Origin of the sequence: Rugamonas violacea, from assembly GCF_016461825.1 — a bacterium.
Lineage (GTDB): Bacteria > Pseudomonadota > Gammaproteobacteria > Burkholderiales > Burkholderiaceae_D > Rugamonas.
Window position 1 is genome coordinate 20,478 of the sequence record NZ_JAEMNU010000153.1, and the last position, 22,343, is coordinate 42,820.

The following is a 22,343-nucleotide window of genomic DNA, read 5'->3' on the forward strand; positions in this document are numbered from 1 at the left end:
TGTCCAGCCCGCCGCCCGGCGCGCGCCGGCCTCACCGCGCTTTCCTGTGGCTTTTCATGCATTGCGCCGAAGCATTGCCTGTGTTCAAATACATTCATGACCCTGACCGAACTGAAATATATCGTCGCCGTTGCAAGAGCGAAACACTTCGGACATGCCGCCGAAGCCTGTTATGTCGCCCAGCCCACGCTGTCGGTAGCGATCAAGAAGCTGGAGGACGAGTTGGGGGTGGTGCTGTTCGAACGGGGCGGCGCCGAGATTTCCGTCACGCCGCTGGGCGCGCAGATCGTCGCCCAGGCCGAGCGCGTGCTGGAGCAAACGGCCGCCATCAAGGAGTTGGCCAAGCAGAACAAAGACCCGCTGGCCGGCCCGTTGCGCCTCGGCGTGATCTACACCATCGGCCCCTCGCTGCTGCCGCCGCTGGTCAAGGGCATGATCGCCAAGGTGCCGCAGATGCCGCTGATCCTGCAAGAGAATTTCACCGTGCGCCTGCTCGAAATGCTGCGCCAGGGCGAGCTGGACGCCGCCGTCATGGCGCTGCCGCTGCCCGAGCACGGCATGTCCATGCAGGCGCTGTACGACGAGCCCTTCGTCGTGGCGATGCCGCAACAACACGCCTGGACCGGACGCAAGTCGATCCCCGCCGACGACCTGAAAACGGAGAACATGCTGTTGCTCGGCAACGGCCATTGCTTCCGCGACCAGGTGCTCGAAGTGTGTCCCGAGATGGCCCGCTTCGCCTCGCCCGGCAACGGCATGCAGCGCACCTTCGAAGGCTCCTCGCTGGAGACCATCCGCCACATGGTGGCCAGCGGCATCGGCCTGACCGTGCTGCCGCGCGCCTCGGTGCCCGACCTCGACACCAACGACGGCATGCTGCGCTTCCGCCGCTTCGACGCGCCGGAACCGTCGCGCCGCGTCGTCATCGTCTGGCGCAAGAGCTTCACCCGCAAGGCCGCCATCGACGCCATCTGCGAGGTGGTGCGCGACTGCGAACTGCCCGGCGTCAGCACGCTGTGCCTGAACGACAAATAGCCAGCGAAACCTGCCACGGCGTGACGGCCGCAACGCCACCCGGCGGCGGCGCCGGCGATTTGCGATAATGCCGCTTTTGCCCTTCCCGAAAACATGATGCTTTCCATGACCAAGCTGGAGTTGTACGCGCGCCTGTTAAGGCTGGACAAACCGATCGGCGTCGTGCTGCTGCTGTGGCCGACCCTGAGCGCGCTGTGGATCGCCTCGGCAGGCAAGCCCGACTGGACGCTGGTGCTGATCTTCTCGCTCGGCACCTTCCTGATGCGTTCGGCCGGCTGCGCCGTCAACGACTACGCCGACCGCGACATCGACAAGCACGTCAAGCGCACCGCCCAACGCCCCGTCACCAGCGGCCGGGTCAGCGGCAAGGAAGCGCTGGGCATCGCCGCCCTGCTGGCCGCGCTGGCCTTCTGCCTGCTGCTGCCGCTCAACCTGCTGACCAAGCAGTTGTCGGTGGTGGCCCTGCTGGTCGCCCTGACCTATCCCTACTTCAAGCGCTTCTTCCCGATCCCGCAAGCCTACCTGGGCGTGGCCTACGGCTTCGGCGTGCCGATGGCCTTCGCCGCCGTGCAGAACCAGGTGCCGGCGCTGGCCTGGGTGCTGCTGGCGTCGAACGTGTTCTGGGCCGTCGCCTACGACACCGAGTACGCCATGGTCGACCGCGACGACGACCTGAAGATCGGCATCAAGACCTCGGCCATCACCTTCGGCCGCTTCGACGTCGCCGCCGTCATGCTGTGCTACGCCGCGCACCTGGGGCTGACGCTGGCCTGCGGCTGGCAGGCCGGGCTGCGCGGCTGGTTCGTCGCCGGCCTGCTGGGCGCCGGCGCCATCGCCGTCTACCACTACACGCTGATCCGTGGCCGCCAGCGCGACGCCTGCTTCTACGCCTTCCGCCACAACAACATCCTCGGCGCCGTGGTGTTCGCCGGCGTGGCGCTGGACTACGCACTGCGCCAGGGCCGGCTGGCGTGAGTTGTCGCTGCACTGGTCACACTTGATCTAGCGCATAGGCGGCGCCGGGCGGCAACCTATACACTGGTTTCTTCCCGCGCCCCCCGCGCATCCCTCGAAAGGTCGAACATGGATCACATTCAACAGAACGGCAAGGCCGCCGGCGACGACGAGCTGGCGCGCAGCCAGGCCGCCAACGCCACCGCGCGCGACAAGCTGATGAGCGATTTGCAGAACGTCATCCACGAGGCCGAGTCCTGGCTGGACGACAGCACGGACCAGCTCGGCGCCGAGGCCGGCAAGGCGCGCCGCCATTTCGAGGACGCGCTGCTGACCGCCAAGAGCGACCTGCGCCGGCTGGAGGAAGGCGTGCTGGCGCGCGGCCGCCAAGCGGCCCGCAGCACCCAGGTCTACGTGCGGGACAATCCGTGGAAGGCGGTCGGACTGGGCGCGGCCGTCGGCGTCATCGCCGGCATGCTGATCGGCCGCAAGTAGCATCGCGGGGCGGCCCGGCCAGCGCCCCACGGCGGCGGCAATGCCTTCTTCGACACAAATTAGTTGATCTGCCGGGCAACTTGCCGCGACAATGGGACTCAGCATCCCTGTCGCTCTTCGAATGGACCCCATGGCCCGCCGCCCCCACCGCCGTCCTCCCCTGGCCACGCTGCTGACGCGGACCGCCCTGCTGTCGCTGTCGCTGTCGCTGGCCGGGCTGGGCGCATGCGCCGGCGCCGCCGAGGTGAGCATGGCCTTCGGCGAGAAGATCCCGCCCTACTGTTTTCCGGAAACCAACTCCGGCATCGAACTGGAGGTCATCGGCCAGGCGCTGGCCTATCGCGGCCACGTGCTCAAGCCCAAGTACTACTCCTTCGTCCGCATACCGATGGCGTTCCGGGCCCGCGAGGTGGACGCGGCGATGAGCGACCTGGGCGAGGACATGGCCGCCGCCGGCGCCCACTACGGCGAGCCGGCGGTGTTCTACGACAACGTGCTGATCAGTCTGAAGGAGCGGAAGCTGCAGTTCCGCAAGCCCGAGGACCTGCGCGGCCTGAACGTGATCGCCTTCGTCGGCGCCATCAAGCGCTATCCCGACTGGCTGGAGCCGGCGCGCCAGGACGGCCGCTACTTCGAGCAGAACAACCAGACGCTGCAGGTACTCACGCTGGACAAAAGCCGCTACGACGTCGCGCTGAGCGACCGCAACATCTTCCGCTACTTCACGCTGCAACTGCAACGCGAGCGGGGCATCGTGCTCAAGCCGACGGTCGAACAGCGCTTCGTCAAGCTCAACCCGCAGGACTACCGCCCCGTGTTCCACGACAAAAAGATCCGCGACGACTTCAACGCCGGCCTCAAGCAGCTGAGGGACAGCGGCCGCTACGCCGCCATCTACCAGAAATACCTCGGCGATCCACTACCCTGAGCGGGCCGCTCAGCCCTCGCTCAGCCCTCGCTCAGCCCTCGCCCAGCTCGCGGCCCAGCTCGCGGCCGCGCTCGGCGGCCGCCTTCATCGCCTTGACGATGGCGTCCTTGACGCCGCTCTCCTCCATGCTGCTCAGCGCGGCGTAGGTGGTGCCGCCCTTCGACGTGACGCGCTCGCGCAGCAGCGCCACCGCTTCGTTCGACTGCGCCGCCAACTGCGCCGCGCCGACGAAGGTGGCCAGCGCCAGCTCGCTGCCCTGGCGGGCGCTCAGGCCCATCTCCAGCGCGGCCTGCTGCATCGCCTCGATGAAATAGAAGACATACGCCGGACCGCTGCCCGACACCGCCGTCACCGGATCGATCAGGCTCTCATGGTCCAGCCAGACGGTGGCGCCGACCGCCTTCAGGATGGCGTCGGCGGCCTCCTTCTGCGCCGCGCTGACGCCGGCGGCGGCCACCATGCCGGTGATGCCCAGGCCGATCAACGCCGGCGTGTTCGGCATGCAGCGCACGATGGCGCCGTAGCCGCCCAGCCAGCGCGCCAGGTCGGCGGCGCCGATGCCGGCGGCGATCGACAGGATCAGCGGCTGCGCCGCCCGGTTCAACAGCTGCAGCAGCTCGGCCGCCACCGCGCGCATGCTCTGCGGCTTGACCGCCAGCACGATCACGTCGACCGCGCCGAGCGCGGCGTCGGCCGCAGTCGCGGTGCTGACGCCGAACTGCAGGCGCAGCTTCTCCAGCGCGGCGGCGTTGGGGTCGACCACGTGGATGTTGGCGCCGGCCGTCAGCTTGCCGGCCAGTCCGGCGATCAGGGCCGAGGCCATGTTGCCGCCGCCGATGAAGGCGATTTTCAGTGCGCTTGCGTTCATGTCTGTCTCTCGTGGTGGTCTGGGGGGATGCTGCCTGGACTAACTGGGCTGGACGTTACCCGGCCGGCGCGTAGTGGCGCGCGCCGAAGATGGCGCTGCCGACGCGCACGATGGTGGCGCCCTCGACGACGGCGGCGCGCAGGTCGGCCGACATGCCCATCGACAGGGTGTCGAGCGCCAGGCCGTCGGCGCGCAATTGTTCGTAGAGTTGGCGCAGCTGGGCGAAGGCGGCGCGCTGCGCGCTGTAGTCCTCGCTCGGCTCGGGGATCGCCATCAGGCCGCGCAGGCGCAGCTTGGGCAGCGCGGCGACGCGCCGCGCCAGCTCGGCCAGCTCGGCCGGCGCCACGCCGCTCTTGCTGGCCTCGCCGCTGATGTTGACCTGCAGGCAGATGTTGAGCGGCGCCATGCCGTCCGGGCGCTGCTCGGACAGGCGCTGGGCGATCTTCTCGCGCTCGACCGTATGGACCCAGTCGAAGTGTTCGGCGATGGGCCGCGTCTTGTTGCTCTGGATAGGACCGATGAAATGCCACTCCAGCGCCGCCGCGGCGGCCTGCTCGGCCGGCTGCGCCGCCAGGCCGGCGCGCACGGCAACGATCTTGTCGAGCGACTCCTGCAGGTAATTCTCGCCGAAGGCGCGCTGGCCGGCGCGCACCGCCTCCAGCACCGCCTCGGCGCCGAAGGTCTTGGACACCGCCAGCAGCCGCACGCTGTCCGCCCCGCGTCCGGCCTCCCTGGCGGTGGCAACAATTGTCGAGGCGATGGCTTGCAAGTTCTGGGCGATTGTGGACATAATCAGTGAGAATCAGTGAGCGTATAGTGTAGGAAACTTCGGTTAAGCAACAGCGTGGAACAGCATCGGCGCTGCCGGTGAATCGCCCCGGCGACCCTGCCTTCAACCCCAGCCACAGGGATTATAAATGGACATCTCAGAACTTCTCGCATTCTCGGTCAAGAACAAGGCCTCGGACTTGCACTTGTCGGCGGGCTTGCCACCGATGATACGGGTGCACGGCGACGTGCGGCGCATCAACCTGCCGCCGCTGGAGCACAAGGACGTCCACGGCATGATCTATGACATCATGAACGACGGCCAGCGCAAGGCCTACGAGGAGATGCTCGAAGTCGACTTCTCCTTCGCCATCCCGGGCCTGGCGCGCTTCCGCGTCAACGCCTACAACCAGGAGCGCGGCGCGGCGGCGGTGCTGCGCACCATCCCGTCGAAGATCATGAGCCTGGAAGAGTTGAACTGCCCGCGCATCTTCACCGAGCTGGCGCTCAAGCCGCGCGGCCTGGTGCTGGTGACCGGGCCGACCGGCTCGGGCAAGTCGACCACGCTGGCGGCGATGGTCAACCACGTCAACGAGACCGAGTACGGCCACATCCTCACCATCGAGGACCCGATCGAGTTCGTCCACGAATCGAAGAAGTGCCTGATCAACCAGCGCGAGGTGGGGCCGCACACGCTGTCGTTCAACAACGCGCTGCGCTCGGCGCTGCGCGAGGACCCGGACGTGATCCTGGTCGGCGAGCTGCGCGACCTGGAAACCATCCGCCTGGCCCTGTCGGCGGCCGAAACCGGCCACCTGGTGTTCGGCACGCTGCACACCTCCTCGGCCGCCAAGACCATCGACCGCATCGTCGACGTCTTCCCGGCCGACGAGAAGGAGATGGTGCGCGCCATGTTGTCCGAGTCGCTGCAGGCGGTGATCTCGCAGACCCTGCTCAAGACCAAGGACGGCGGCGGCCGCGTCGCCGCCCACGAGATCATGGTGGCCACGCCGGCCATCCGCAACCTGATCCGCGAGGCCAAGATCGCCCAGATGTACTCGGCGATCCAGACCGGCAGCAACGTCGGCATGCAGACGCTGGACCAGACCCTGACCGACCTGGTGCGGCGCAACGTGATCTCGGCGGCGGCGGCCCGTTCGGCCGCCAAGACGCCGGACAACTTCCCCGGATAGGAACCAGCATGGAACGCGACCAGGCATTCAAATTCATGTCCGACCTGCTGCGCCTGATGGTCAGCAAAAAAGGCTCCGACCTGTTCATCACCGCCGGCTTCCCGCCGGCCATCAAGATCGACGGCAAGTTGACGCCCGTCTCGACCCAGGTGCTGACGGCGGCCCACACCATCGACCTGGCCCGCTCGATCATGAACGACAAGCAGAGCGCTGGCTTCGAGCTGAGCAAGGAAGCCAACTTCGCCATCAGCCCGGGCGACCTGGGGCGCTTCCGCGTCTCCGCCTTCGTGCAGATGAGTTCGGTCGGCATGGTCTTGCGCACCATCACCAGCGAGATCCCCAAGCTCGACGACCTCGGCCTGCCCGAGGTGCTCAAGGAGGTGGTGATGGCCAAGCGCGGCCTGGTCATCATGGTCGGCGCCACCGGCTCGGGCAAGTCGACCACCCTGGCGGCGATGGTCGGCTACCGCAACGAGAACAGCTACGGCCACATCATCACCATCGAGGACCCGGTCGAGTATGTGCACCCGCACAAGAACTGCATCGTCACCCAGCGCGAGGTCGGCGTCGACACCGACGACTGGGCGGTGGCGCTGAAGAACACCCTGCGCCAGGCGCCGGACGTGATCCAGATCGGCGAGATCCGCGACCGGGAGACCATGGACCACGCCATCGCCTTCGCCGAGACCGGCCACCTGTGCCTGGCCACCCTGCACGCCAACAGCGCCAACCAGGCGCTCGACCGCATCATCAACTTCTTCCCCGAGGAGCGCCGCCAGCAGTTGCTGATGGACCTGTCGCTGAACCTGAAGGGCATGATCTCGCAGCGCCTGGTGCCGCTGAAGGAGAGCAAGGGGCGCGCCGTGGCAATCGAGATCATGCTCAACTCGCCGCTGATCTCCGACCTGATCTTCAAGGGCCAGGTGCACGAGATCAAGGAGTTGATGAAGAAATCGCGCGAGCTGGGCATGCAGACCTTCGACCAGTCGCTGTTCGATTTGCACGAAGCCGATAAAATCAGCTACGAGGACGCCTTGCGCAACGCCGACTCGGTCAACGATTTGCGCTTGGCCATCAAACTCGAGGGCAAGGCGGCGAAAAACCGCGACCTCTCGGCCGGAACCGAACACTTGGGAATCATCTAATGACGACAATCTACGAGCACGCCGCCGCCACGCTGTCCGGCGCCCCCGCCGACCTGAGCCAGTACCAGGGCCGGGTCCTGCTGATCGTCAACACCGCCAGCCAGTGCGGCTTCACGCCGCAGTACAAGGGGCTGGAGGCGGTCTACCAACAGTTCAAGGAGCGCGGCGCGGTGGTGCTGGGTTTCCCCTGCAACCAGTTCGGCGGCCAGGAGCCCGGCGCCGCCGACGAGATCGGCGCCTTCTGCGAGAAGAACTTCGGCGTCAGCTTCCCGCTGTTCGCCAAGGTCGACGTCAACGGCAGCGAGGCCCATCCGCTGTTCAAGCAGTTGAAGAAGGACGCCCCCGGCCTGCTCGGCACCGAGGCGATCAAATGGAACTTCACCAAGTTCCTGGTGCGCAAGGACGGCACCGTCTACAAGCGCTACGCCCCGGCCACCAAGCCCGAGGAGTTGGTCGGCGACATCGAGAAGCTGCTGGCCGAGTAAGGCCAAGGCAAGCCAAGGCGCCCCCGCCCCCGGGGTCAGCGCCCCCGGGGTCAGTGCCGACATTCGGACACGAGCTGAGCTTTGAAAGCCCGGCCGTTGGCCTCTCAACGCAACGCCAGCTGATGAGGCCGTGTCCGAATGTCGGCACTGACCCCCGCTCGCGCTCGCTCGCTGCGAGCCAGCATCGGCATCCTCATCTTCCCTGTCCCCCGGCTATGCCTAGCGGCTCTCACGGCGACCTACCTTTCCGGTTTTTCCCGCATGGAGGGAGGCTCTGCCGAGATGAGAGACTTCCACTTTGAAATCGTTTTCAAATAAAAACGCAACGCGCCGGTCTTTTCGGTAATAATGCTTGAGGACAATATTGCCGGAATCTACCCACCACCTATGTCGTTGCTGAGGAAACTACTGTCGTCTTGGCTGCGGATGGGCACCTACACGCGCCTGTTCGTGCCCATTTTCGCCCTCATCGCGGTGGTCGTTTGCGTGCGCTACTCGCTGCTGATCGAGGCCGAGGCGGCCAACGCCGACCTGCGCTACCAGCTCGACGCCCAGGAGTTGGGCGACTATCTGGACACCACCCTCAAGAGCGGCCTGGCGCCGCCCGACCGCGCCGCGCTGGAGACGGCGCTGGCCGGCGCCCTGCTGCTCAACCAGGACGCCAGTGCCGTGCGGCTGGACTATCCCGGCGGCCACCTCGAGGCGGTGCGCGCCGTCAAACCGGCGCCGACCAGCCCGGCTTGGTTCCAGTCGCTGCACGCGCTGCGCCCCCTGACCCGCGAACTGGCGCTGTCGAGCAGCGCCAACCTGGAACTCTCGTTCGAACCGACGCTGCCGCTGAACCGCGTCTGGCACACGGTGCGCCAGCAGGCGCACATCTCGGCGCTCAACATCGGCCTCATCTACCTGCTGCTCGGCCTGCTGATCTACGCCAACAAACGCATGCTGGCGCGGCTGGCGCGCGCCACCGACCGCTTCCAGGCCGGCGAGCACCACGTGCGCCTGCCGCTGCGCGGCACGCTTGAGGAACGCGCGCTGGCCAGCACCTTCAACAACATGGCGCAGGAGGTGCAGACGCTGGTCGGCTCCTTGCAGCGCAGCCAGCGCCAGCTGGGCGAACAGCTCGAACAGACCCGTTTGGCCCAGGCCCAGCTGCTGGCCGAGAAGGAGCGCATCGAGGTGACGCTGGCCTCGATCGGCGACGCCGTCGTCACCACCGACCTGGCCGGCCGCATCCTCACCTTCAACGCCGTGGCGCAGACGCTGATCGGCCTGAGCGAGGCCCAGGCGCGCGGCATGGAGCTGCACCAGGCCTTCGTCCTGGCCAACAACTTCGGCCAGCACTCGCTGCTCAAGGCGATGACGGCGATCTACGCCGGCGGCCCGGTGGTCAAGGCCGGCGGCCAAAGCCTGCGCCACCTGTCGGGCCAGGTGCGCATGGTCGAATACACCGCCGCCGCGATCCGCGACAGCGCCGGCCGCGTGCAGGGTTCGGTGCTGGTGTTCCGCGACGTCAGCGAGAAGCGCCACCTGATCCAGCAGATGTCCTGGCAGAGCAACCACGACGTCCTCACCGGCCTGCCCAACCGCGCCGCGCTGAGCGGCCGCTTCGAACAGGAGCTCGGGCACGCCCGCGACCGGCAGCAGCTATTGGCGGTCTGCCTGTTCGACCTCGACCATTTCCAGCAGATCAACCAGGGCCTGGGCCAGGCGGTCGGCGACGAGGTGCTCAAGCAGGTCGCCAACCGGCTGCACGACTTCGCCGGCCAGCGCCATTACGTGGCCAGGCTGGGCGGCGACGAGTTCGTGCTGCTGCTGCCGGAGATGGCCCAGCGCGGCGCCGTCGAGCAGGCCATGACGCGGCTGCTGGCGGCGCTGGCGCTCGACTACCAGTGCGACGGCGAGACCGTCAAGATGTCGGCCAGCGTCGGCGTGGCGCTGTACCGCGACAGCGAGATCAGCGCCGACCAGCTGCTGCGCCACGCCGACCAGGCGCTGTACCAGGCCAAGATCACCGGGCGCAACCGCTACCACTTCTTCGACGCCGACCTCGACGAGCAGGTGCGCACCCACCACAACCGCCGCACCGAGGTGCGCGCCGCGCTGCGCGGCGGCGAGATGCGCTTGTACTACCAACCCAAGCTGAACATGCGGCGCGGCCGCATCGTCGGCATGGAGGCGCTGCTGCGCTGGCAGCATCCGCTGCGCGGCGTGGTCGGGCCGGCCGAGTTCCTGCCCTTCGTCGAGCACACCGACCTGATCGTCGACATCGGCGAATGGGTGCTGCGCGAGGCGCTGCGCCAGTTGCAGAGCTGGCGCAGCTTCGACCCCGACTGGGTGGTCAGCGTCAACATCGCCGCGCGCCACTTCCAACGCAACGACTTCGTCGAGCACCTGACGGCGATCCTCGCCGAGTTCCCCGACGTGCCGCCGTACATGCTGGAGCTGGAGATTCTGGAATCGTCGGCGCTGAGCGACGTCGGCCACGTGCGCGCCATCATGCTGGCCTGCCAGGCGCTCGGCATCAGCTTCGCGCTGGACGACTTCGGCACCGGCTACTCGTCGATGAGCTATTTGAAGCGGCTGCCGGCCGACATCCTCAAGGTCGACCAGAGCTTCGTGCGCAACATGCTGGTCGACCGCGACGACCGCCACCTGGTCAGCGCCGTCATCGGCCTGGCGCGCGCCTTCGAGCTGGGCGTGATCGCCGAGGGCGTCGAAACGGTGGCGCACGGCGCGCTGCTGATGCGGCTCGGCTGCGACCTGGCGCAGGGCTTCGGCATCGCCCGGCCGATGCCGGCGCCCGAGGTGCTGCCCTGGGTCAGCGCCTTCGACACGGCGCCGGTCTGGCAGGCCGCCGCCCTGCTGCCGCCGATCGCCAGCCCGCAGGCCGAGCACGGCGCCGGCCGCGCCCAGGACGGCGCGGCGCTGGCGGGCTGATTCTACTGTCGAGTCCGTGTCCGAATGTCGGCACTGACCCCGAATGAGCATCGGGGTCAGTGCCNCCCCCCCGACATTCGGACATTGTTGTGACCAGGCTAGGCGCCGACAGCCGCCAGGGCGCGGTCGATCAGCTCGATCCAGTGCCGCACCGGCGTCGCGGTGCCGGACTGCAGATGGGCCTGGCAGCCGACGTTGGCCGAGACGATGGTCTCGGCGCCGGTGGCGGCCAGATTGGCCAACTTGCGGTCGCGCAGCTGCAGCGCCAGCTCGGGCTGCAAAATCGAGTAGGTGCCGGCCGAGCCGCAGCACAGGTGGCTGTCGGCGCACAGCTTGACGTCGACGCCGACGGCGCGCAACACGCCTTCGACCTTGCCGCGGATCTGCTGGCCGTGCTGCAAGGTGCACGGCGGATGGTAGGCGACGCGCTGGCCGATCCGCCCGCCGATGCGGCGCGCCAGCTCGGCCTCGAACTGCGGCATCACTTCGCTCAGGTCCAGTGTCAGCGCCGAGACGCGCGCCGCCTTGGCGGCGTAGGCGCCGTCGTGCGCCAGCAGGTGGCCATACTCCTTGACGGTGGCGCCGCAGCCGGAGGCGGTCATCACGATCGCCTCCACCGCGCCATCGCCGCCGGCCAGGCCGGCGACGTAGGGCCACCAGGCGTCGATGTTGCGGCGCATGTCGTCGAGCGCGCCGCCCTGGTCGTTCAAATGGTGGCGCAGCGCGCCGCAGCAGCCGGCCTTGGGCGCGACGATCAACTGCACGCCGAGCGCGTCGAGCACCCGCGCGGCGGCGCCGTTGATGTTGGGCGCCATGGCCGGCTGGGCGCAACCGTCCAGCACCAGCATGCGGCGCGCCTGCGTGCCTCCGGGCCAGTGGCCGCCGCCCTGGCGCTGCGGGATCTTGTCCTGCAACGGCTTGGACAGCAAGGGGCGCAACAGCTGGCCAGCGCGCAGCGCGGGCGTGAAGATCCATTTGCGCGTCAAGCCCTCCTTCAGCAGCAGGCGCTTGAAGCGCTGGCCCAGCGGCCGCTCGACGCGCGCCTCGACCACCTTGCGGCCGATGTCGGCCAGGCGGCCGTACTGCACGCCGGACGGACAGGTGCTTTCGCAGTTGCGGCAGGTCAGGCAGCGGTCCAGGTGCAACTGCGTCTTGGCCGTCACTGGCGCCCCTTCGAGCACCTGCTTGATCAGGTAGATGCGGCCACGCGGGCCATCGAGCTCGTCGCCGAGCAGCTGGTAGGTCGGGCAGGTGGCGGTGCAGAAGCCGCAGTGCACGCAGGCGCGCAGGATGGCTTCGGCTTCGTCGCCTTCCGGCGTGTTCTTGATGAAATCGGCGAGATTGGTTTGCATGGATACTTGGGGACTCAATCAATGGTTCGGTCGACGGCGCGGCTGCTTCGCCGCCGGTCTTCGGTTCAGTACATGCGTCCGGGATTGAAGATGCCCGCCGGGTCGAACTCCTGGTACAGCCGCTGGTTGATGCGCGCCAGCGCCGGCGCCAGCGGGTGGAAGGCGCCAACGCTCTTGTCGGCGGCGCGGAACAGCGTGGCGTGGCCGCCGGCGGCGGCGACACTGGCGCGTATCTGCGGCGCGGCGCCGGCGTCGGCGGCCAGCCAGCGCTGCGCCCCGCCCCATTCGATCAGCTGCTTGCCGTTGAGGATGATGGCGCTGGCCTGCGGCGGCAGCGACAGGCGCCACAGGCTGGCGCAGGCGAAGAAGTCGTGCGTCTGGTCGCGCAGGCTGTCCCAGTAGGCGTCGGCCTCGGCGTCGGGCAGCGCGGTGCCGCCCAGCTTGCGCTGCGCCGCTTCGACGGCGGCGCCGGCGCCGGACAGGCGCAGCGACAGCACGCCACGGTGCCAGCAGCTGGCCGAGATCGGCAGCGGCTGGCCGGCCCAGTCGTTCAAGCTGGCCAGCGCCTCGATCTCGCCCATCTCGAAGCGCAGGCTGGCCTCGCGCACCGGCAAGGGCAGCACCTTCAGCGACACCTCCATGATCAGGCCCAAGGCGCCGAGCGAGCCGGCCAGCAGGCGCGAGACGTCGTAGCCGGCGACGTTCTTCATCACCTGGCCGCCGAAGCGCAGCACCTCGCCCTGGCCGTTCATCAGCACGGCGCCGAGCACGAAGTCGCGCAGCGCGCCGGCGCTGGCGCGGCGCGGGCCGGACAGGGCGCAGGCGACCACCCCGCCGATGGTCGAGTCGGCGCTGTAGCGCGGCGGCTCGAAGGCCAGCATTTGATTGTGCCGCGCCAGCAGCGCCTCGATCTCGGCCAGCGGCGTGCCGCAGCGCGCCGTGATGACCAACTCGGTCGGCTCGTAGGCCACCACGCCGGTGTAGCCGCGGGTGTCGAGAATGGCGCCCTGCGGCGCGTTGCCGTACCAGTCCTTGCTGCCGCCGCCGCGCAGGCAGAGCGGGGTTTTTGCCGCCGTGGCGGCGCGGATCTGGGCTTGGAATTGTTCTAGGATCGCTTGCAAGATGTCTCCGTTAAAAACGTGGCAAATCGGCGAATTTCAGCAGGCCGCCGGTGACCCGCATCTTGCCGAATTCGGCGCAGCGGTTCAAGGTCGGGATCGCCTTGTTGGGGTTGAGCAGGCGCGCCGGATCGAAGGCGCGCTTGACGGCGTGGAAGGCGGCCAGTTCGGCCGGGGCGAACTGCACGCACATCGAATCGATCTTCTCGATGCCGACGCCGTGCTCGCCGGTGATGGTGCCGCCGACCGCCACGCACAGCGCCAGGATCTCGGCGCCGAAGGCTTCGGCGCGTGCGAACTCGCCGGGCGCGTTGGCGTTGAACAGGATCAGCGGATGCAGGTTGCCGTCGCCGGCGTGGAACACGTTGGCGCAGCGCAGCGCGTACTTGATCTCCATCGCGGCGATCCCGGCCAACACCTCGGCCAGGCGTTTGCGCGGGATGGTGCCGTCCATGCAGTAGTAGTCGGGCGAGATGCGGCCGGCCGCCGGAAAGGCGTTCTTGCGGCCGGACCAGAAGCGCATCCGCTCGGCCTCGTCGCGCGACACGGCGATGGCGCTGGCGCCGGCCTGCTGCAACACCGCCGACATGCGCGCGATGTCCTCTTCGACCTCCTCGCCGGTGCCGTCGGCCTCGCACAGCAGGATGGCGGCGGCCTCGGTGTCGTAGCCGGCCTTGACGAAGGGTTCCACCATGCGCGCCGAGGTCTGGTCCATCATCTCCAGCCCGGCCGGGATGATGCCGGCGGCGATCAACTCGGCCACCGCGTTGCAGCCGGCGCCGACCTGGTTGAACGAGGCCATGATGACGCGCGCCATGGCCGGCTTGGGAATCAGCTTGACGGTCACCTCGGTGACGATGCCGAGCATGCCCTCCGAGCCGATGAACAGCGCCAGCAGGTCGAGGCCGGGCGCGTCGAGCGCGTCGCCGCCCAGTTCGACCACGTCGCCGTCGATGGTGGCCATGCGCACGCGCAGCACGTTGTGCACGGTCAGGCCGTATTTGAGGCAGTGCACGCCGCCCGAGTTCTCCGCCACGTTGCCGCCGATGGTGCAGGCGATCTGCGACGAGGGGTCGGGCGCGTAGTACAGCGCGTGCTGCGCCGCCGCCTCGGAGATGGCCAGGTTGCGCACGCCGGGCTGCACCACCGCCGTGCGCGCGTACGGGTCGAGCCGGACGATCTGGCTCATCCGCGCCGTCGACAACACCACGCCGTCGACGATCGGCATGGCGCCGCCGGACAGGCCGGTGCCGGCGCCGCGCGGCACGATCGGCACCTTCAACTGGCGGCAAACGTTGAGGATGGCCAGCACCTGCGCTTCGGTTTCCGGCAGGGTGACGATCATCGGCAACTGGCGGTAGGCGGCCAGGCCGTCGCACTCGTAGGGACGGGTGTCCTCCATGGCGGACAGCACGCAGCGCGGCGGCAGCACGGCGCCCAGGGCGGCGGCGACCTCGCGCTGGCGCGCGGCCAGAACAACCGGGTCGGCCGGGTCGGCCGGGTCGGGTATGGCAATAGTCATGGGGCGGAAACCGGGAAGCGCTTGAACAGCGACGATTGTAAGCACAAAAAGTCGGGAATAGCGCCTTGGTGGGGCGAATACCGTCCTTTTCGCCACAAATCCGGCCGCCATCGACCAGCACTGTCGTATTCCGCTCAGACGGCCCCCCCATCGGCACAGCGCAAGCCGGCCAAGACTTGCGCTGCGACGCTCCGATTTGGCGTATCCTCACACCTCTCACCTCTCACCTACTTCACCAATCAGGAAGCATCATGGGCAACCGACTCTCGAAAATCGCCACCCGCACCGGCGACAATGGCACCACCGGACTGGGCGACGGCAGCCGCACCGACAAGGACAACGTGCGCGTGCACGCGATGGGCGACGTGGACGAGCTGAACTCGAACATCGGCCTGCTGCTGTGCGAGGCCATGCCGGACGCGCTGCGCGAGGAGCTGATCTCGATCCAGCACGACCTATTCGACCTGGGCGGCGAGCTGTGCATCCCCGGCTACCAGATGATCACCGAAACCCACGTGGCGCGGCTCGACGACCTGCTGGCCAAGTACAACGCCGACCTGCCGGCGCTGACCGAATTCATCCTGCCGGCCGGCTCGCGCGCCGCCGCCGTCGCGCACATTTGCCGCACCGTCTGCCGCCGCGCCGAGCGCGCCATCGTCACCCTGGGCAAGGCCGAGACCATCCACGACATGCCGCGCCAGTACGTCAACCGCCTGTCGGACTTGATGTTCGTGCTGTCGCGCGTGCTCAACCGCTTCGCCGGCGGCAGCGACGTGCTGTGGCAGCACGAGCGCAAGCGCGGTTGAAGCGGGGGCGCCCGGTTTAGCCAACCCACAGGCAAAAATCTGGGGGCGATGCGGCTCGGTTTAGAAGACCCACAGGCGTAAAACTGGGGTCAGACCCAGCGGGTCTGACCCCCGCGCTCTGCCTTTGGGTGGTTTTAGGGCCGCCGGCGCCTTGACTGCCGGCCTAGGGCCGCGCCTGCGCCACCACCGCGTCGAGCTGCGGCGCGGTGAACAGCAAGGCCATGCCCTTGGCCATGCTGAGCCGCGACGCCGGCGCCGGATGGCCGCTCGACAGCATGGAGGCGGCGTCGTCGGCCGCCAGCTTGCGGTAGAAGCTGACCATGGCCGCCCCGGCCCAGCCGGCGCGATGCGCCAGCACCATGCCCAGTTGATCGGCCTCGCTCTCCTGCAGCTGGGACAGGCCGGACAAGCGGATCTGCAACGACAAATCGGTGGCCAGCCGCTCCAGCAGCACGTCCAGCGGCGGCTCCGGCTGGCGGTTGAAGTACAGCGCCTCGGACAGGGTTTCGCGGTCGTGCTCGGCCACCGCGTGCGCCACCTCGTGGGCCAGCAAGGTGGCCAGTTCGCCGTCGTCCAGCGCCAGCTTGCGCACGAAGGCGCTGCCGACCAGGATCTTCCCGCCGGCCATGCACTGCGCGTCGACGTCGGCGTCGCGGGTGGTGTGGAACTCCCACTGCCAGGCGGCCGCCTCGGGTTTGAGTTCGGCGGCGGCGCGCACCAGGCCGGCGCCGATGCGCTGCAGCCGCGCCAGCAGCGCACGGTCGTCGTCGAGCCGGCCGCCGGCCGCCAGTTCGACCACCTGCTCGAGATAGCGGCCCTCCATCTGCTCGGCCACCTCGTCGGCGCCGAAGCGCAGCTCCTGCCAGCGGCCCGAGTCGGGCACCTGGCCGCACGCGGCCCGGCACAACATTGCCAGCCCAACCACTGCGAGTGCGCCGCGCCGCATATCTCCCCCGCCACCCGGTCCGCCGATGGACGCGGCGCGCAATGCGCCGCGATCTGATATAAACGATTTATATCAATATAGGACTGAAGCGGACACATGGCAAGAAATCCTTGAGCCCGGTTTGTGGCGGCGCAACTCGCGCGGCGAAAAAAAAAGCGACGCCGCAGCGTCGCTTCCATTCCGCCAGCCGCTTGGGCTCAGGCGTTGTTGACCACCAGCCGCGGCTCCTCGCCGCCGAAGCGGCGCTTGATCGAGGCGGTGATGCCGGCGCTGTCCAGGCCCACGCTGGCGAGCAGCTTGGCCGGGTCGCCGTGGTCGATGAACTTGTCCGGCAGGCCGAGCATCAGCAGCGGCTTGACGATGCCCTCGGCGGCCAGCGCCTCGGCCACGGCCGAACCGGCGCCGCCCATGATGCTGCCCTCCTCCACCGTCACCAGATAGTCGTGGTCGGCGGCCAGCTGCTTGAGCAGGGCCACGTCGAGCGGCTTGACGAAGCGCATATTGGCCACCGTCGCCTCCAGCGCGGCGCCGGCGGCGACGCTGGGCGCCACCATCGAGCCGAAGGCCAGGATGGCGATCTTCTGGCCCTGGCGCTTGATCTCGCCCTTGCCGATTTCGATCGAGTCGAGCTGCTGCACGATGGCCGCGCCGATGCCGGCGCCGCGCGGATAACGCACCGCCGCCGGGCCGGGATGGTGGTAGCCGGTGGTGAGCATCTGGCGGCACTCGTTCTCGTCCGAGGCGGCCATCACCACCATGTTCGGAATGCAGCGCAGATAGGCCATGTCGTAGTTGCCGGCGTGGGTGGCGCCGTCGGCGCCGACCAGGCCGGCGCGGTCCAGCGCGAAGGTCACGTCCAGGTTTTGCAGGGCGACGTCGTGGATCAGTTGGTCGTAGCCGCGCTGCAGGAAGGTCGAGTAGATCGCCACCACCGGTTTCAGGCCCTCGCAGGCCAGGCCGGCGCCGAAGGTCACCGCGTGCTGCTCGGCGATGCCGACGTCGAAGTAGCGCTCCGGGTACTTCTGCTCGAAGGCCACCATGCCTGAGCCCTCGCGCATGGCCGGCGTGATGCCGACCAGGCGCTTGTCCTGCGCCGCCATGTCGCACAACCAGTTGCCGAACACGTCGGTGTAGCTCATCTTGCCCGGCGCGGCGGGCGGCTTGATGCCCTCGGCCGGATTGAACTTGCCGGGGCCGTGGTACAGGGTCGGCTCGGCCTCGGCCAGCTTGTAGCCCTGGCCCTTCTTGGTCACCACGTGGAGGAACTGCGGCCCCTTCAGGTGCTTGATGTTCTGCAGCGTCGGGATCAGCGAGTCGAGGTCGTGGCCGTCGATCGGGCCGATATAGTTGAAGCCGAACTCCTCGAACATCGTGGCCGGCACCACCATGCCCTTGGCGTGCTCCTCGAAGCGCTTGGCCAGCTCCAGCACGGGGCCGGGCAGCACCGACTTGCCGACGTTCTTGGCGGCGGCGTAGAACTGGCCGGACATCAGCCGCGCCAGGTAGCGGTTCAGCGCGCCGACCGGCGGCGAGATCGACATGTCGTTGTCGTTCAGGATCACCAGCAGGTTGACGTCTTCCTGCACGCCGGCGTTGTTGAGCGCCTCGAAGGCCATGCCGGCGGTCATCGAGCCGTCGCCGATGACGGCGATGGCGTGGCGCTGCTCGCCCTTGATCTTGGCCGCCTGCGCCATGCCCAGCGCGGCCGAGATCGAGGTCGACGAGTGGGCCGTGCCGAAGGTGTCGTATTCGCTCTCGTCGCGCTTGGGGAAGCCGGAGATGCCGCCCAGCTGGCGCAGCGTGTGCATGCGCTCGCGCCGGCCGGTGAGGATCTTGTGCGAGTAGGTCTGGTGGCCGACGTCCCAGACGATGCGGTCGTGCGGCGTGTTGAACACGTAGTGCAGCGCCACGGTCAGTTCGACCGTGCCGAGGTTGGACGACAGGTGGCCGCCGGTCTTGGAGACCGAGTCGAGCAGGTAGTGGCGCAGTTCGTGCGCCAGCGGCGTCAGTTGGTGACGCGCCAGCTTGCGCACGTCGGCCGGTGAGTCTATGTTTTCGAGCAAGTTCATTTATGCCTTCCGCTGCACGATCAAATCCGCGAGTTCGCGTAACCGCAGAGCTTTTTCTCCGAACGACGCGAGCGCTGCGTGCGCCTCGAGCCGCAATTGTTCCGCCAACGCGCGCGACGCTTCCAAACCCAGGATCGAGACATAGGTCGGTTTGTTGTCGGCGGCGTCCTTGCCGGCGGTCTTGCCCAGCGTGGCCGAGTCGGCCGTCGCGTCGAGCACGTCGTCGACCACCTGGAAGGCCAGGCCGATGGCGCGCGCGTAGGCGTGCAGGGCGGCCGTTTCGGCCGCGTCGAGCTGCTTGCCGGCGGTGGCGCCCAGCAGCACGGCGGCGCGCAGCAGCGCGCCGGTCTTCAGCTGGTGCATCTGCTCCAGCTGCGGCAGCGTCAGGCTCAGGCCGACGCTGTCGAGGTCGATCGCCTGGCCGCCGCACATGCCGGCCGAGCCGGCGGCGTGCGCCAGCAGGCGCAGCATGGCCGCCAGCCGGGCCGGCGGCAGCGCGCCGTTGTCGACGTCGGCTTCGGCCAGCACCAGGAAGGCCTGCGATTGCAGCGCGTCGCCGACCAGCAGCGCGGTGGCCTCGTCGTAGGCGATGTGGACGGTCGGCTTGCCACGGCGCAGCGCGTCGTCGTCCATGCAGGGCATGTCGTCGTGCACCAGCGAGTAGGCGTGGATCATCTCCACCGCCGCCGCCGCGCGGCGCAGCGTGTCGCCGGCGGCGCCGAACAGGGCGCCGGCGGCGTACACCAGCAGCGGGCGCACCCGCTTGCCGCCGCCCAGCAGGGCGTAACGCATGGCCGCGTGCAGCTTGGCCGGCAGCACATCGGCGGCCGGCAGCAGGGCCGCCATGTCGGTTTCCGAGGCGGCCTGCACGGTTTTCATCCAGTCGTCGAAGGCGGCGCTCATTGCGCCGCCTCGTCGGCGTCGGCGAAGGGCTTGAGCATGTCGCCCTCGAGCACCTTGACCTGGGATTCGACCTTGTCGAGCTGGCCGGCGCAGAACTTCACCAGCGCCGAACCGCGCTGGTAGGCCGCCACCGAAGCCTCCAGCGGCAGCTGGCCGGCCTCCATTTGCGACACCAGTTGCGCCAGTTCGGCCATCGCTTCTTCGAACGAGGCGGAGGCGGCGGCTGTGTCGGCTGTTAATTTCTTGGACATAAGGGTTTCAAATCTTCAAGGCAATAGCGGCAGCAAGGGCTGCGAGCGCAGTGTAGCCCGTTATTTTAGAACAAACCACCTGATCGGGTGGAACTAAAGGCAAGGCCGGCACGCGCGACACGGGCACTTATAGAGGCAAAAGCGCGCGAATCGACGAAATATGGCTAGATTTTAGCGTAATCGGCCCCATATCCGCAGCGAACATACGTTTATTACAATTTATTCGAGGGCGAAGTGGCACCCCGGCCCGCTTTGAGGGCCGGAAGGCGGTATAATCGCCGGTTCTGTCCGAAATACCGTTTCAAAAACTTGAATTCAGGTCTTTACGGATTCTGTCTCTCTTTGGTTTGATGTACATATTAAGGGGGTTGGGATGTCCGATCTGGGTACCCACGCCAAGCTCGCGCGTTCAAACGCGCAACTTCCGGTAAGCGTCTATTTTGACGATGCGCTTCTGCAGCGCGAAATGCAGCAACTTTTCCAGGCCGGCCCGCGCTACGTCGGGCATGAACTGATGGTGCCGAACGTCGGCGACTTCGCCACCCTCGTTTCCGAAAACGAGGGTCGCATGCTGGTGCGCAACGCAAACGGCTTGGAGCTGCTGTCCAACGTCTGCCGCCACCGCCAGGCGCTGATGTTCAACGGCCGCGGCAACGCCAACAACATCGTCTGCCCCCTGCACCGCTGGACCTACGACCTCAAGGGCGAGCTGATCGGCGCGCCCCACTTCGCCGAGACGCCCTGCCTGAACCTGCCGAAAACCGCGCTGCAAAGCTGGAACGGCCTGCTGTTCGAGCAGAACGGCTACAACGTCATGGACAAGCTGGCGCAGTTGTCGGTCACCAAGGACCTCGATTTCTCCGGCTACATGTTCGACCACGTCGAGGTGCAGACCTGCAACTACAACTGGAAGACCTTCATCGAGGTCTATCTGGAGGACTACCACGTCGAGCCCTTCCACCCGGGCCTGGGCGGCTTTGTCAGCTGCGACGACCTGCGCTGGGAATTCGGCCGCGACTACAGCGTGCAGACGGTGGGCGTCAACAAGGGCCTGCTCAAGTCCGGCTCGGCGATCTACCAGCGCTGGCAGGAGCAGGTGCTCAAGTTCCGTGGCGGCGAACCGCCGCCGTACGGCGCCATCTGGCTGACCTTGTACCCGAACATCATGGTCGAGTGGTATCCGCACGTGCTGATCGTCTCGACCCTGTGGCCGGACGGCCCGCAGCGCACCAAGAACGTGGTCGAGTTCTACTACCCCGAGGAAATCGTGCTGTTCGAGCGCGAGTTCATCGAGGCGGAACGGGCCGCCTACATGGAAACCGTGCTCGAGGACGACGAGATCGCCCTGCGCATGGACGCCGGCCGCAAGGCCCTGCTGCAGCGCGGCACCAGCGACGCCGGCCCCTACCAGTCGCCGATGGAAGACGGCATGCAGCACTTCCACGAGTGGTATCGCAACAATATCGAGTTGTAAGCCAGGCGCGGCGCCCGCCCCAACGGCGCCAATCCGGGGTCGGACCCGCGAGGGGTCTGACCCCGGCTCTCCGCCTTTGGGTGGTTTGAGAGCCGCCGGCGCCTTCGCCCTCCCACCGCCCTCCAAGCGGGCAAAAACAGGCCGCACGCCGGCAGAACCAGGATGTCGATGCACTCGCTTTGGATGTTGTTAGCCAGCTTCTTGTTCGCCGCCATGGGCGTCTGCGTCAAGCTCGCCTCCGACCAGTTCTCCACCTCGGAGATCGTGATGTACCGCGGCATCGTCGGCGTCAGCGTCATGTTCTGCATGATCCGCCTGCACGGCGGCAGCTTGCGCACCAGCATGCCCTACGCCCACCTGTGGCGCGGCGTGGTCGGCGTGGTCTCGCTGTGGCTGTGGTTCTACTCGATCGCCAAGCTGCCGCTGGCCACGGCGATGACCCTCAACTACATGGCGCCGATCTGGATCGCCGTGTTCCTCTTCGCCGCCGGCTGGTGGCACGGCAAGAACCGGGTCGAATGGCAGTTGATGGCCGCCGTCGCCGCCAGCTTCGCCGGCGTCACCCTGCTGTTGCAACCGGCCTTCGCCGCCAATCTGCTCACCCCGGCGCTGATCGCGCTCGGCTCCAGCGTGCTGTCGGCGCTGGCCTACATGCAGGTGCGCAAGCTGGGCCTGGCCGGCGAGCCGGAATACCGCGTGGTGTTCTACTTCTCGGTGATGAACCTGGCCGCCGGCGTGGCCGGCCACATCCTGGCGGCCGGCGCCGGCCCGGTGGTCTGGCACCCGATCGCCAGCCTGCACGGCGCCCTGCTGCTGCTCGGCATCGGCCTCTGCGCCACCGCCGCGCAGATGGCGATGACCCGCGCCTACCGCCTCGGCAAGACCCTGGTGGTGGCCAACCTGCAGTACACCGGCATCGTCTTCTCCAGCGTCTGGGGCGTGCTGGTGTTCGGCGACGTGTTCGACTGGCACAGCTGGGCCGGCATCCTGATCATTCTCGCCTCCGGCAGCGCCGCAACGTTTTACAATAACCGCAACAGCGGCAAGAGCATCGCCGCCTCCGATCCCATCGCCAGCGAAGTTTAAGGAGC

20 protein-coding genes are annotated in these 22,343 nt (G+C 67.8%); 11 read left to right on the plus strand and 9 right to left on the minus strand.

Going from position 1 to position 22,343, the window contains the following annotated elements; translation table 11 throughout:
• Positions 1-96 precede the first annotated feature (96 nt).
• From H7U20_RS28555 to H7U20_RS28570, 4 genes are all read left to right on the plus strand, one after another.
• A complete protein-coding gene (locus H7U20_RS28555) occupies positions 97-1,035 on the plus strand; it encodes a hydrogen peroxide-inducible genes activator (RefSeq protein WP_199762527.1) in 939 nt (312 codons plus the stop codon).
• Between the two features lie 105 nt (positions 1,036-1,140).
• The gene (ubiA, locus tag H7U20_RS28560) at positions 1,141-2,010 is read left to right on the plus strand and encodes a 4-hydroxybenzoate octaprenyltransferase (RefSeq protein WP_199762640.1); all 870 of its coding nucleotides are present in this window, start codon (positions 1,141-1,143) and stop codon (positions 2,008-2,010) included.
• 108 nt (positions 2,011-2,118) lie between these two features.
• Positions 2,119-2,484, plus strand: a complete 366-nt coding sequence (locus tag H7U20_RS28565) for a DUF883 family protein (RefSeq protein ID WP_199762528.1) — start codon at positions 2,119-2,121, stop codon at positions 2,482-2,484.
• A 130-nt stretch (positions 2,485-2,614) separates the two neighbouring features.
• Positions 2,615-3,412 (plus strand): substrate-binding periplasmic protein, encoded by a 798-nt coding sequence (locus H7U20_RS28570; RefSeq protein WP_199762529.1) that lies wholly within the window; start codon positions 2,615-2,617, stop codon positions 3,410-3,412.
• Between the two features lie 31 nt (positions 3,413-3,443).
• Here the strand turns inward: H7U20_RS28570 and proC are convergent, their stop codons facing one another.
• A complete protein-coding gene (gene proC / locus H7U20_RS28575) occupies positions 3,444-4,280 on the minus strand; it encodes a pyrroline-5-carboxylate reductase (RefSeq protein ID WP_233411160.1) in 837 nt (278 codons plus the stop codon).
• Between the two features lie 55 nt (positions 4,281-4,335).
• Positions 4,336-5,070 carry a YggS family pyridoxal phosphate-dependent enzyme gene (locus H7U20_RS28580; RefSeq protein ID WP_199762530.1) on the minus strand — a complete coding sequence of 245 codons (735 nt, stop codon included), beginning with the start codon at positions 5,068-5,070 and terminating at the stop codon, positions 4,336-4,338.
• A gap of 127 nt (positions 5,071-5,197) precedes the next feature.
• On the opposite strand from H7U20_RS28580, the gene H7U20_RS28585 reads away from it, so the two are divergent.
• From H7U20_RS28585 to H7U20_RS28600, 4 genes are all read left to right on the plus strand, one after another.
• The gene (locus H7U20_RS28585) at positions 5,198-6,241 is read left to right on the plus strand and encodes a type IV pilus twitching motility protein PilT (RefSeq protein ID WP_199762531.1); all 1,044 of its coding nucleotides are present in this window, start codon (positions 5,198-5,200) and stop codon (positions 6,239-6,241) included.
• An 8-nt stretch (positions 6,242-6,249) separates the two neighbouring features.
• Positions 6,250-7,386, plus strand: coding sequence for a PilT/PilU family type 4a pilus ATPase (locus tag H7U20_RS28590; RefSeq protein WP_199762532.1), 1,137 nt, complete (start codon positions 6,250-6,252; stop codon positions 7,384-7,386).
• The gene (locus H7U20_RS28595; RefSeq protein WP_199762533.1) at positions 7,386-7,871 is read left to right on the plus strand and encodes a glutathione peroxidase; all 486 of its coding nucleotides are present in this window, start codon (positions 7,386-7,388) and stop codon (positions 7,869-7,871) included. Before H7U20_RS28590 ends, H7U20_RS28595 begins: the two co-directional genes overlap by 1 nt.
• A gap of 426 nt (positions 7,872-8,297) precedes the next feature.
• Entirely contained in the window at positions 8,298-10,811 is a 2,514-nt protein-coding gene (locus H7U20_RS28600; protein ID WP_199762642.1) for a putative bifunctional diguanylate cyclase/phosphodiesterase, read from the plus strand.
• A 98-nt stretch (positions 10,812-10,909) separates the two neighbouring features.
• Here H7U20_RS28600 and glcF read toward each other — a convergent pair whose 3' ends face one another.
• From glcF to H7U20_RS28615, 3 genes are all read right to left on the minus strand, one after another.
• Positions 10,910-12,163, minus strand: coding sequence for a glycolate oxidase subunit GlcF (gene glcF / locus H7U20_RS28605; protein WP_199762534.1), 1,254 nt, complete (start codon positions 12,161-12,163; stop codon positions 10,910-10,912).
• 65 nt (positions 12,164-12,228) lie between these two features.
• On the minus strand, positions 12,229-13,284 hold the full coding sequence (glcE, locus tag H7U20_RS28610) for a glycolate oxidase subunit GlcE (protein ID WP_199762535.1): 1,056 nt from the start codon (positions 13,282-13,284) through the stop codon (positions 12,229-12,231).
• A gap of 10 nt (positions 13,285-13,294) precedes the next feature.
• Positions 13,295-14,803, minus strand: a complete 1,509-nt coding sequence (locus tag H7U20_RS28615) for an FAD-linked oxidase C-terminal domain-containing protein (protein WP_199762536.1) — start codon at positions 14,801-14,803, stop codon at positions 13,295-13,297.
• A gap of 251 nt (positions 14,804-15,054) precedes the next feature.
• Here H7U20_RS28615 and H7U20_RS28620 point away from each other — a divergent pair, with 251 nt between their 5' ends.
• Positions 15,055-15,609 carry a cob(I)yrinic acid a,c-diamide adenosyltransferase gene (locus tag H7U20_RS28620; protein ID WP_199762537.1) on the plus strand — a complete coding sequence of 185 codons (555 nt, stop codon included), beginning with the start codon at positions 15,055-15,057 and terminating at the stop codon, positions 15,607-15,609.
• Positions 15,610-15,772: 163 nt separating this feature from the next.
• Here the strand turns inward: H7U20_RS28620 and H7U20_RS28625 are convergent, their stop codons facing one another.
• From H7U20_RS28625 to H7U20_RS28640, 4 genes are all read right to left on the minus strand, one after another.
• On the minus strand, positions 15,773-16,519 hold the full coding sequence (locus H7U20_RS28625; protein WP_233411161.1) for a M48 family metalloprotease: 747 nt from the start codon (positions 16,517-16,519) through the stop codon (positions 15,773-15,775).
• A gap of 233 nt (positions 16,520-16,752) precedes the next feature.
• A complete protein-coding gene (gene dxs / locus H7U20_RS28630; RefSeq protein WP_199762539.1) occupies positions 16,753-18,624 on the minus strand; it encodes a 1-deoxy-D-xylulose-5-phosphate synthase in 1,872 nt (623 codons plus the stop codon).
• Positions 18,625-19,527, minus strand: a complete 903-nt coding sequence (locus H7U20_RS28635) for a polyprenyl synthetase family protein (protein WP_199762540.1) — start codon at positions 19,525-19,527, stop codon at positions 18,625-18,627. It lies immediately after the preceding gene.
• Positions 19,524-19,778, minus strand: a complete 255-nt coding sequence (locus H7U20_RS28640; protein WP_199762541.1) for an exodeoxyribonuclease VII small subunit — start codon at positions 19,776-19,778, stop codon at positions 19,524-19,526. The genes H7U20_RS28635 and H7U20_RS28640 overlap by 4 nt, the downstream gene beginning before the upstream one ends.
• Before the next feature lie 373 nt (positions 19,779-20,151).
• Here H7U20_RS28640 and H7U20_RS28645 point away from each other — a divergent pair, with 373 nt between their 5' ends.
• Positions 20,152-21,252, plus strand: coding sequence for an aromatic ring-hydroxylating oxygenase subunit alpha (locus H7U20_RS28645; RefSeq protein ID WP_199762542.1), 1,101 nt, complete (start codon positions 20,152-20,154; stop codon positions 21,250-21,252).
• 168 nt (positions 21,253-21,420) lie between these two features.
• Positions 21,421-22,338: a DMT family transporter gene (locus H7U20_RS28650; RefSeq protein ID WP_199762543.1), complete on the plus strand. Its 918-nt coding sequence runs from the start codon at positions 21,421-21,423 to the stop codon at positions 22,336-22,338.
• Positions 22,339-22,343: the final 5 nt, after the last annotated feature.

Excerpts from the sequence above, each read along its gene's own strand:
- H7U20_RS28555 (WP_199762527.1), top strand. The coding sequence starts at position 97 with ATGACCCTGACCGAACTGAAATATATCGTCGCCGTTGCAAGAGCGAAA.
- ubiA (WP_199762640.1), top strand. The coding sequence starts at position 1,141 with ATGACCAAGCTGGAGTTGTACGCGCGCCTGTTAAGGCTGGACAAACCG.
- H7U20_RS28565 (WP_199762528.1), top strand. The coding sequence starts at position 2,119 with ATGGATCACATTCAACAGAACGGCAAGGCCGCCGGCGACGACGAGCTG.
- H7U20_RS28570 (WP_199762529.1), top strand. The coding sequence starts at position 2,615 with ATGGCCCGCCGCCCCCACCGCCGTCCTCCCCTGGCCACGCTGCTGACG.
- proC (WP_233411160.1), bottom strand. The coding sequence starts at position 4,280 with ATGAACGCAAGCGCACTGAAAATCGCCTTCATCGGCGGCGGCAACATG.
- H7U20_RS28580 (WP_199762530.1), bottom strand. The coding sequence starts at position 5,070 with ATGTCCACAATCGCCCAGAACTTGCAAGCCATCGCCTCGACAATTGTT.
- H7U20_RS28585 (WP_199762531.1), top strand. The coding sequence starts at position 5,198 with ATGGACATCTCAGAACTTCTCGCATTCTCGGTCAAGAACAAGGCCTCG.
- H7U20_RS28590 (WP_199762532.1), top strand. The coding sequence starts at position 6,250 with ATGGAACGCGACCAGGCATTCAAATTCATGTCCGACCTGCTGCGCCTG.
- H7U20_RS28595 (WP_199762533.1), top strand. The coding sequence starts at position 7,386 with ATGACGACAATCTACGAGCACGCCGCCGCCACGCTGTCCGGCGCCCCC.
- H7U20_RS28600 (WP_199762642.1), top strand. The coding sequence starts at position 8,298 with ATGGGCACCTACACGCGCCTGTTCGTGCCCATTTTCGCCCTCATCGCG.
- glcF (WP_199762534.1), bottom strand. The coding sequence starts at position 12,163 with ATGCAAACCAATCTCGCCGATTTCATCAAGAACACGCCGGAAGGCGAC.
- H7U20_RS28615 (WP_199762536.1), bottom strand. The coding sequence starts at position 14,803 with ATGACTATTGCCATACCCGACCCGGCCGACCCGGCCGACCCGGTTGTT.
- H7U20_RS28620 (WP_199762537.1), top strand. The coding sequence starts at position 15,055 with ATGGGCAACCGACTCTCGAAAATCGCCACCCGCACCGGCGACAATGGC.
- H7U20_RS28625 (WP_233411161.1), bottom strand. The coding sequence starts at position 16,519 with ATGTTGTGCCGGGCCGCGTGCGGCCAGGTGCCCGACTCGGGCCGCTGG.
- dxs (WP_199762539.1), bottom strand. The coding sequence starts at position 18,624 with ATGAACTTGCTCGAAAACATAGACTCACCGGCCGACGTGCGCAAGCTG.
- H7U20_RS28635 (WP_199762540.1), bottom strand. The coding sequence starts at position 19,527 with ATGAGCGCCGCCTTCGACGACTGGATGAAAACCGTGCAGGCCGCCTCG.
- H7U20_RS28640 (WP_199762541.1), bottom strand. The coding sequence starts at position 19,778 with ATGTCCAAGAAATTAACAGCCGACACAGCCGCCGCCTCCGCCTCGTTC.
- H7U20_RS28645 (WP_199762542.1), top strand. The coding sequence starts at position 20,152 with ATGTCCGATCTGGGTACCCACGCCAAGCTCGCGCGTTCAAACGCGCAA.
- H7U20_RS28650 (WP_199762543.1), top strand. The coding sequence starts at position 21,421 with ATGCACTCGCTTTGGATGTTGTTAGCCAGCTTCTTGTTCGCCGCCATG.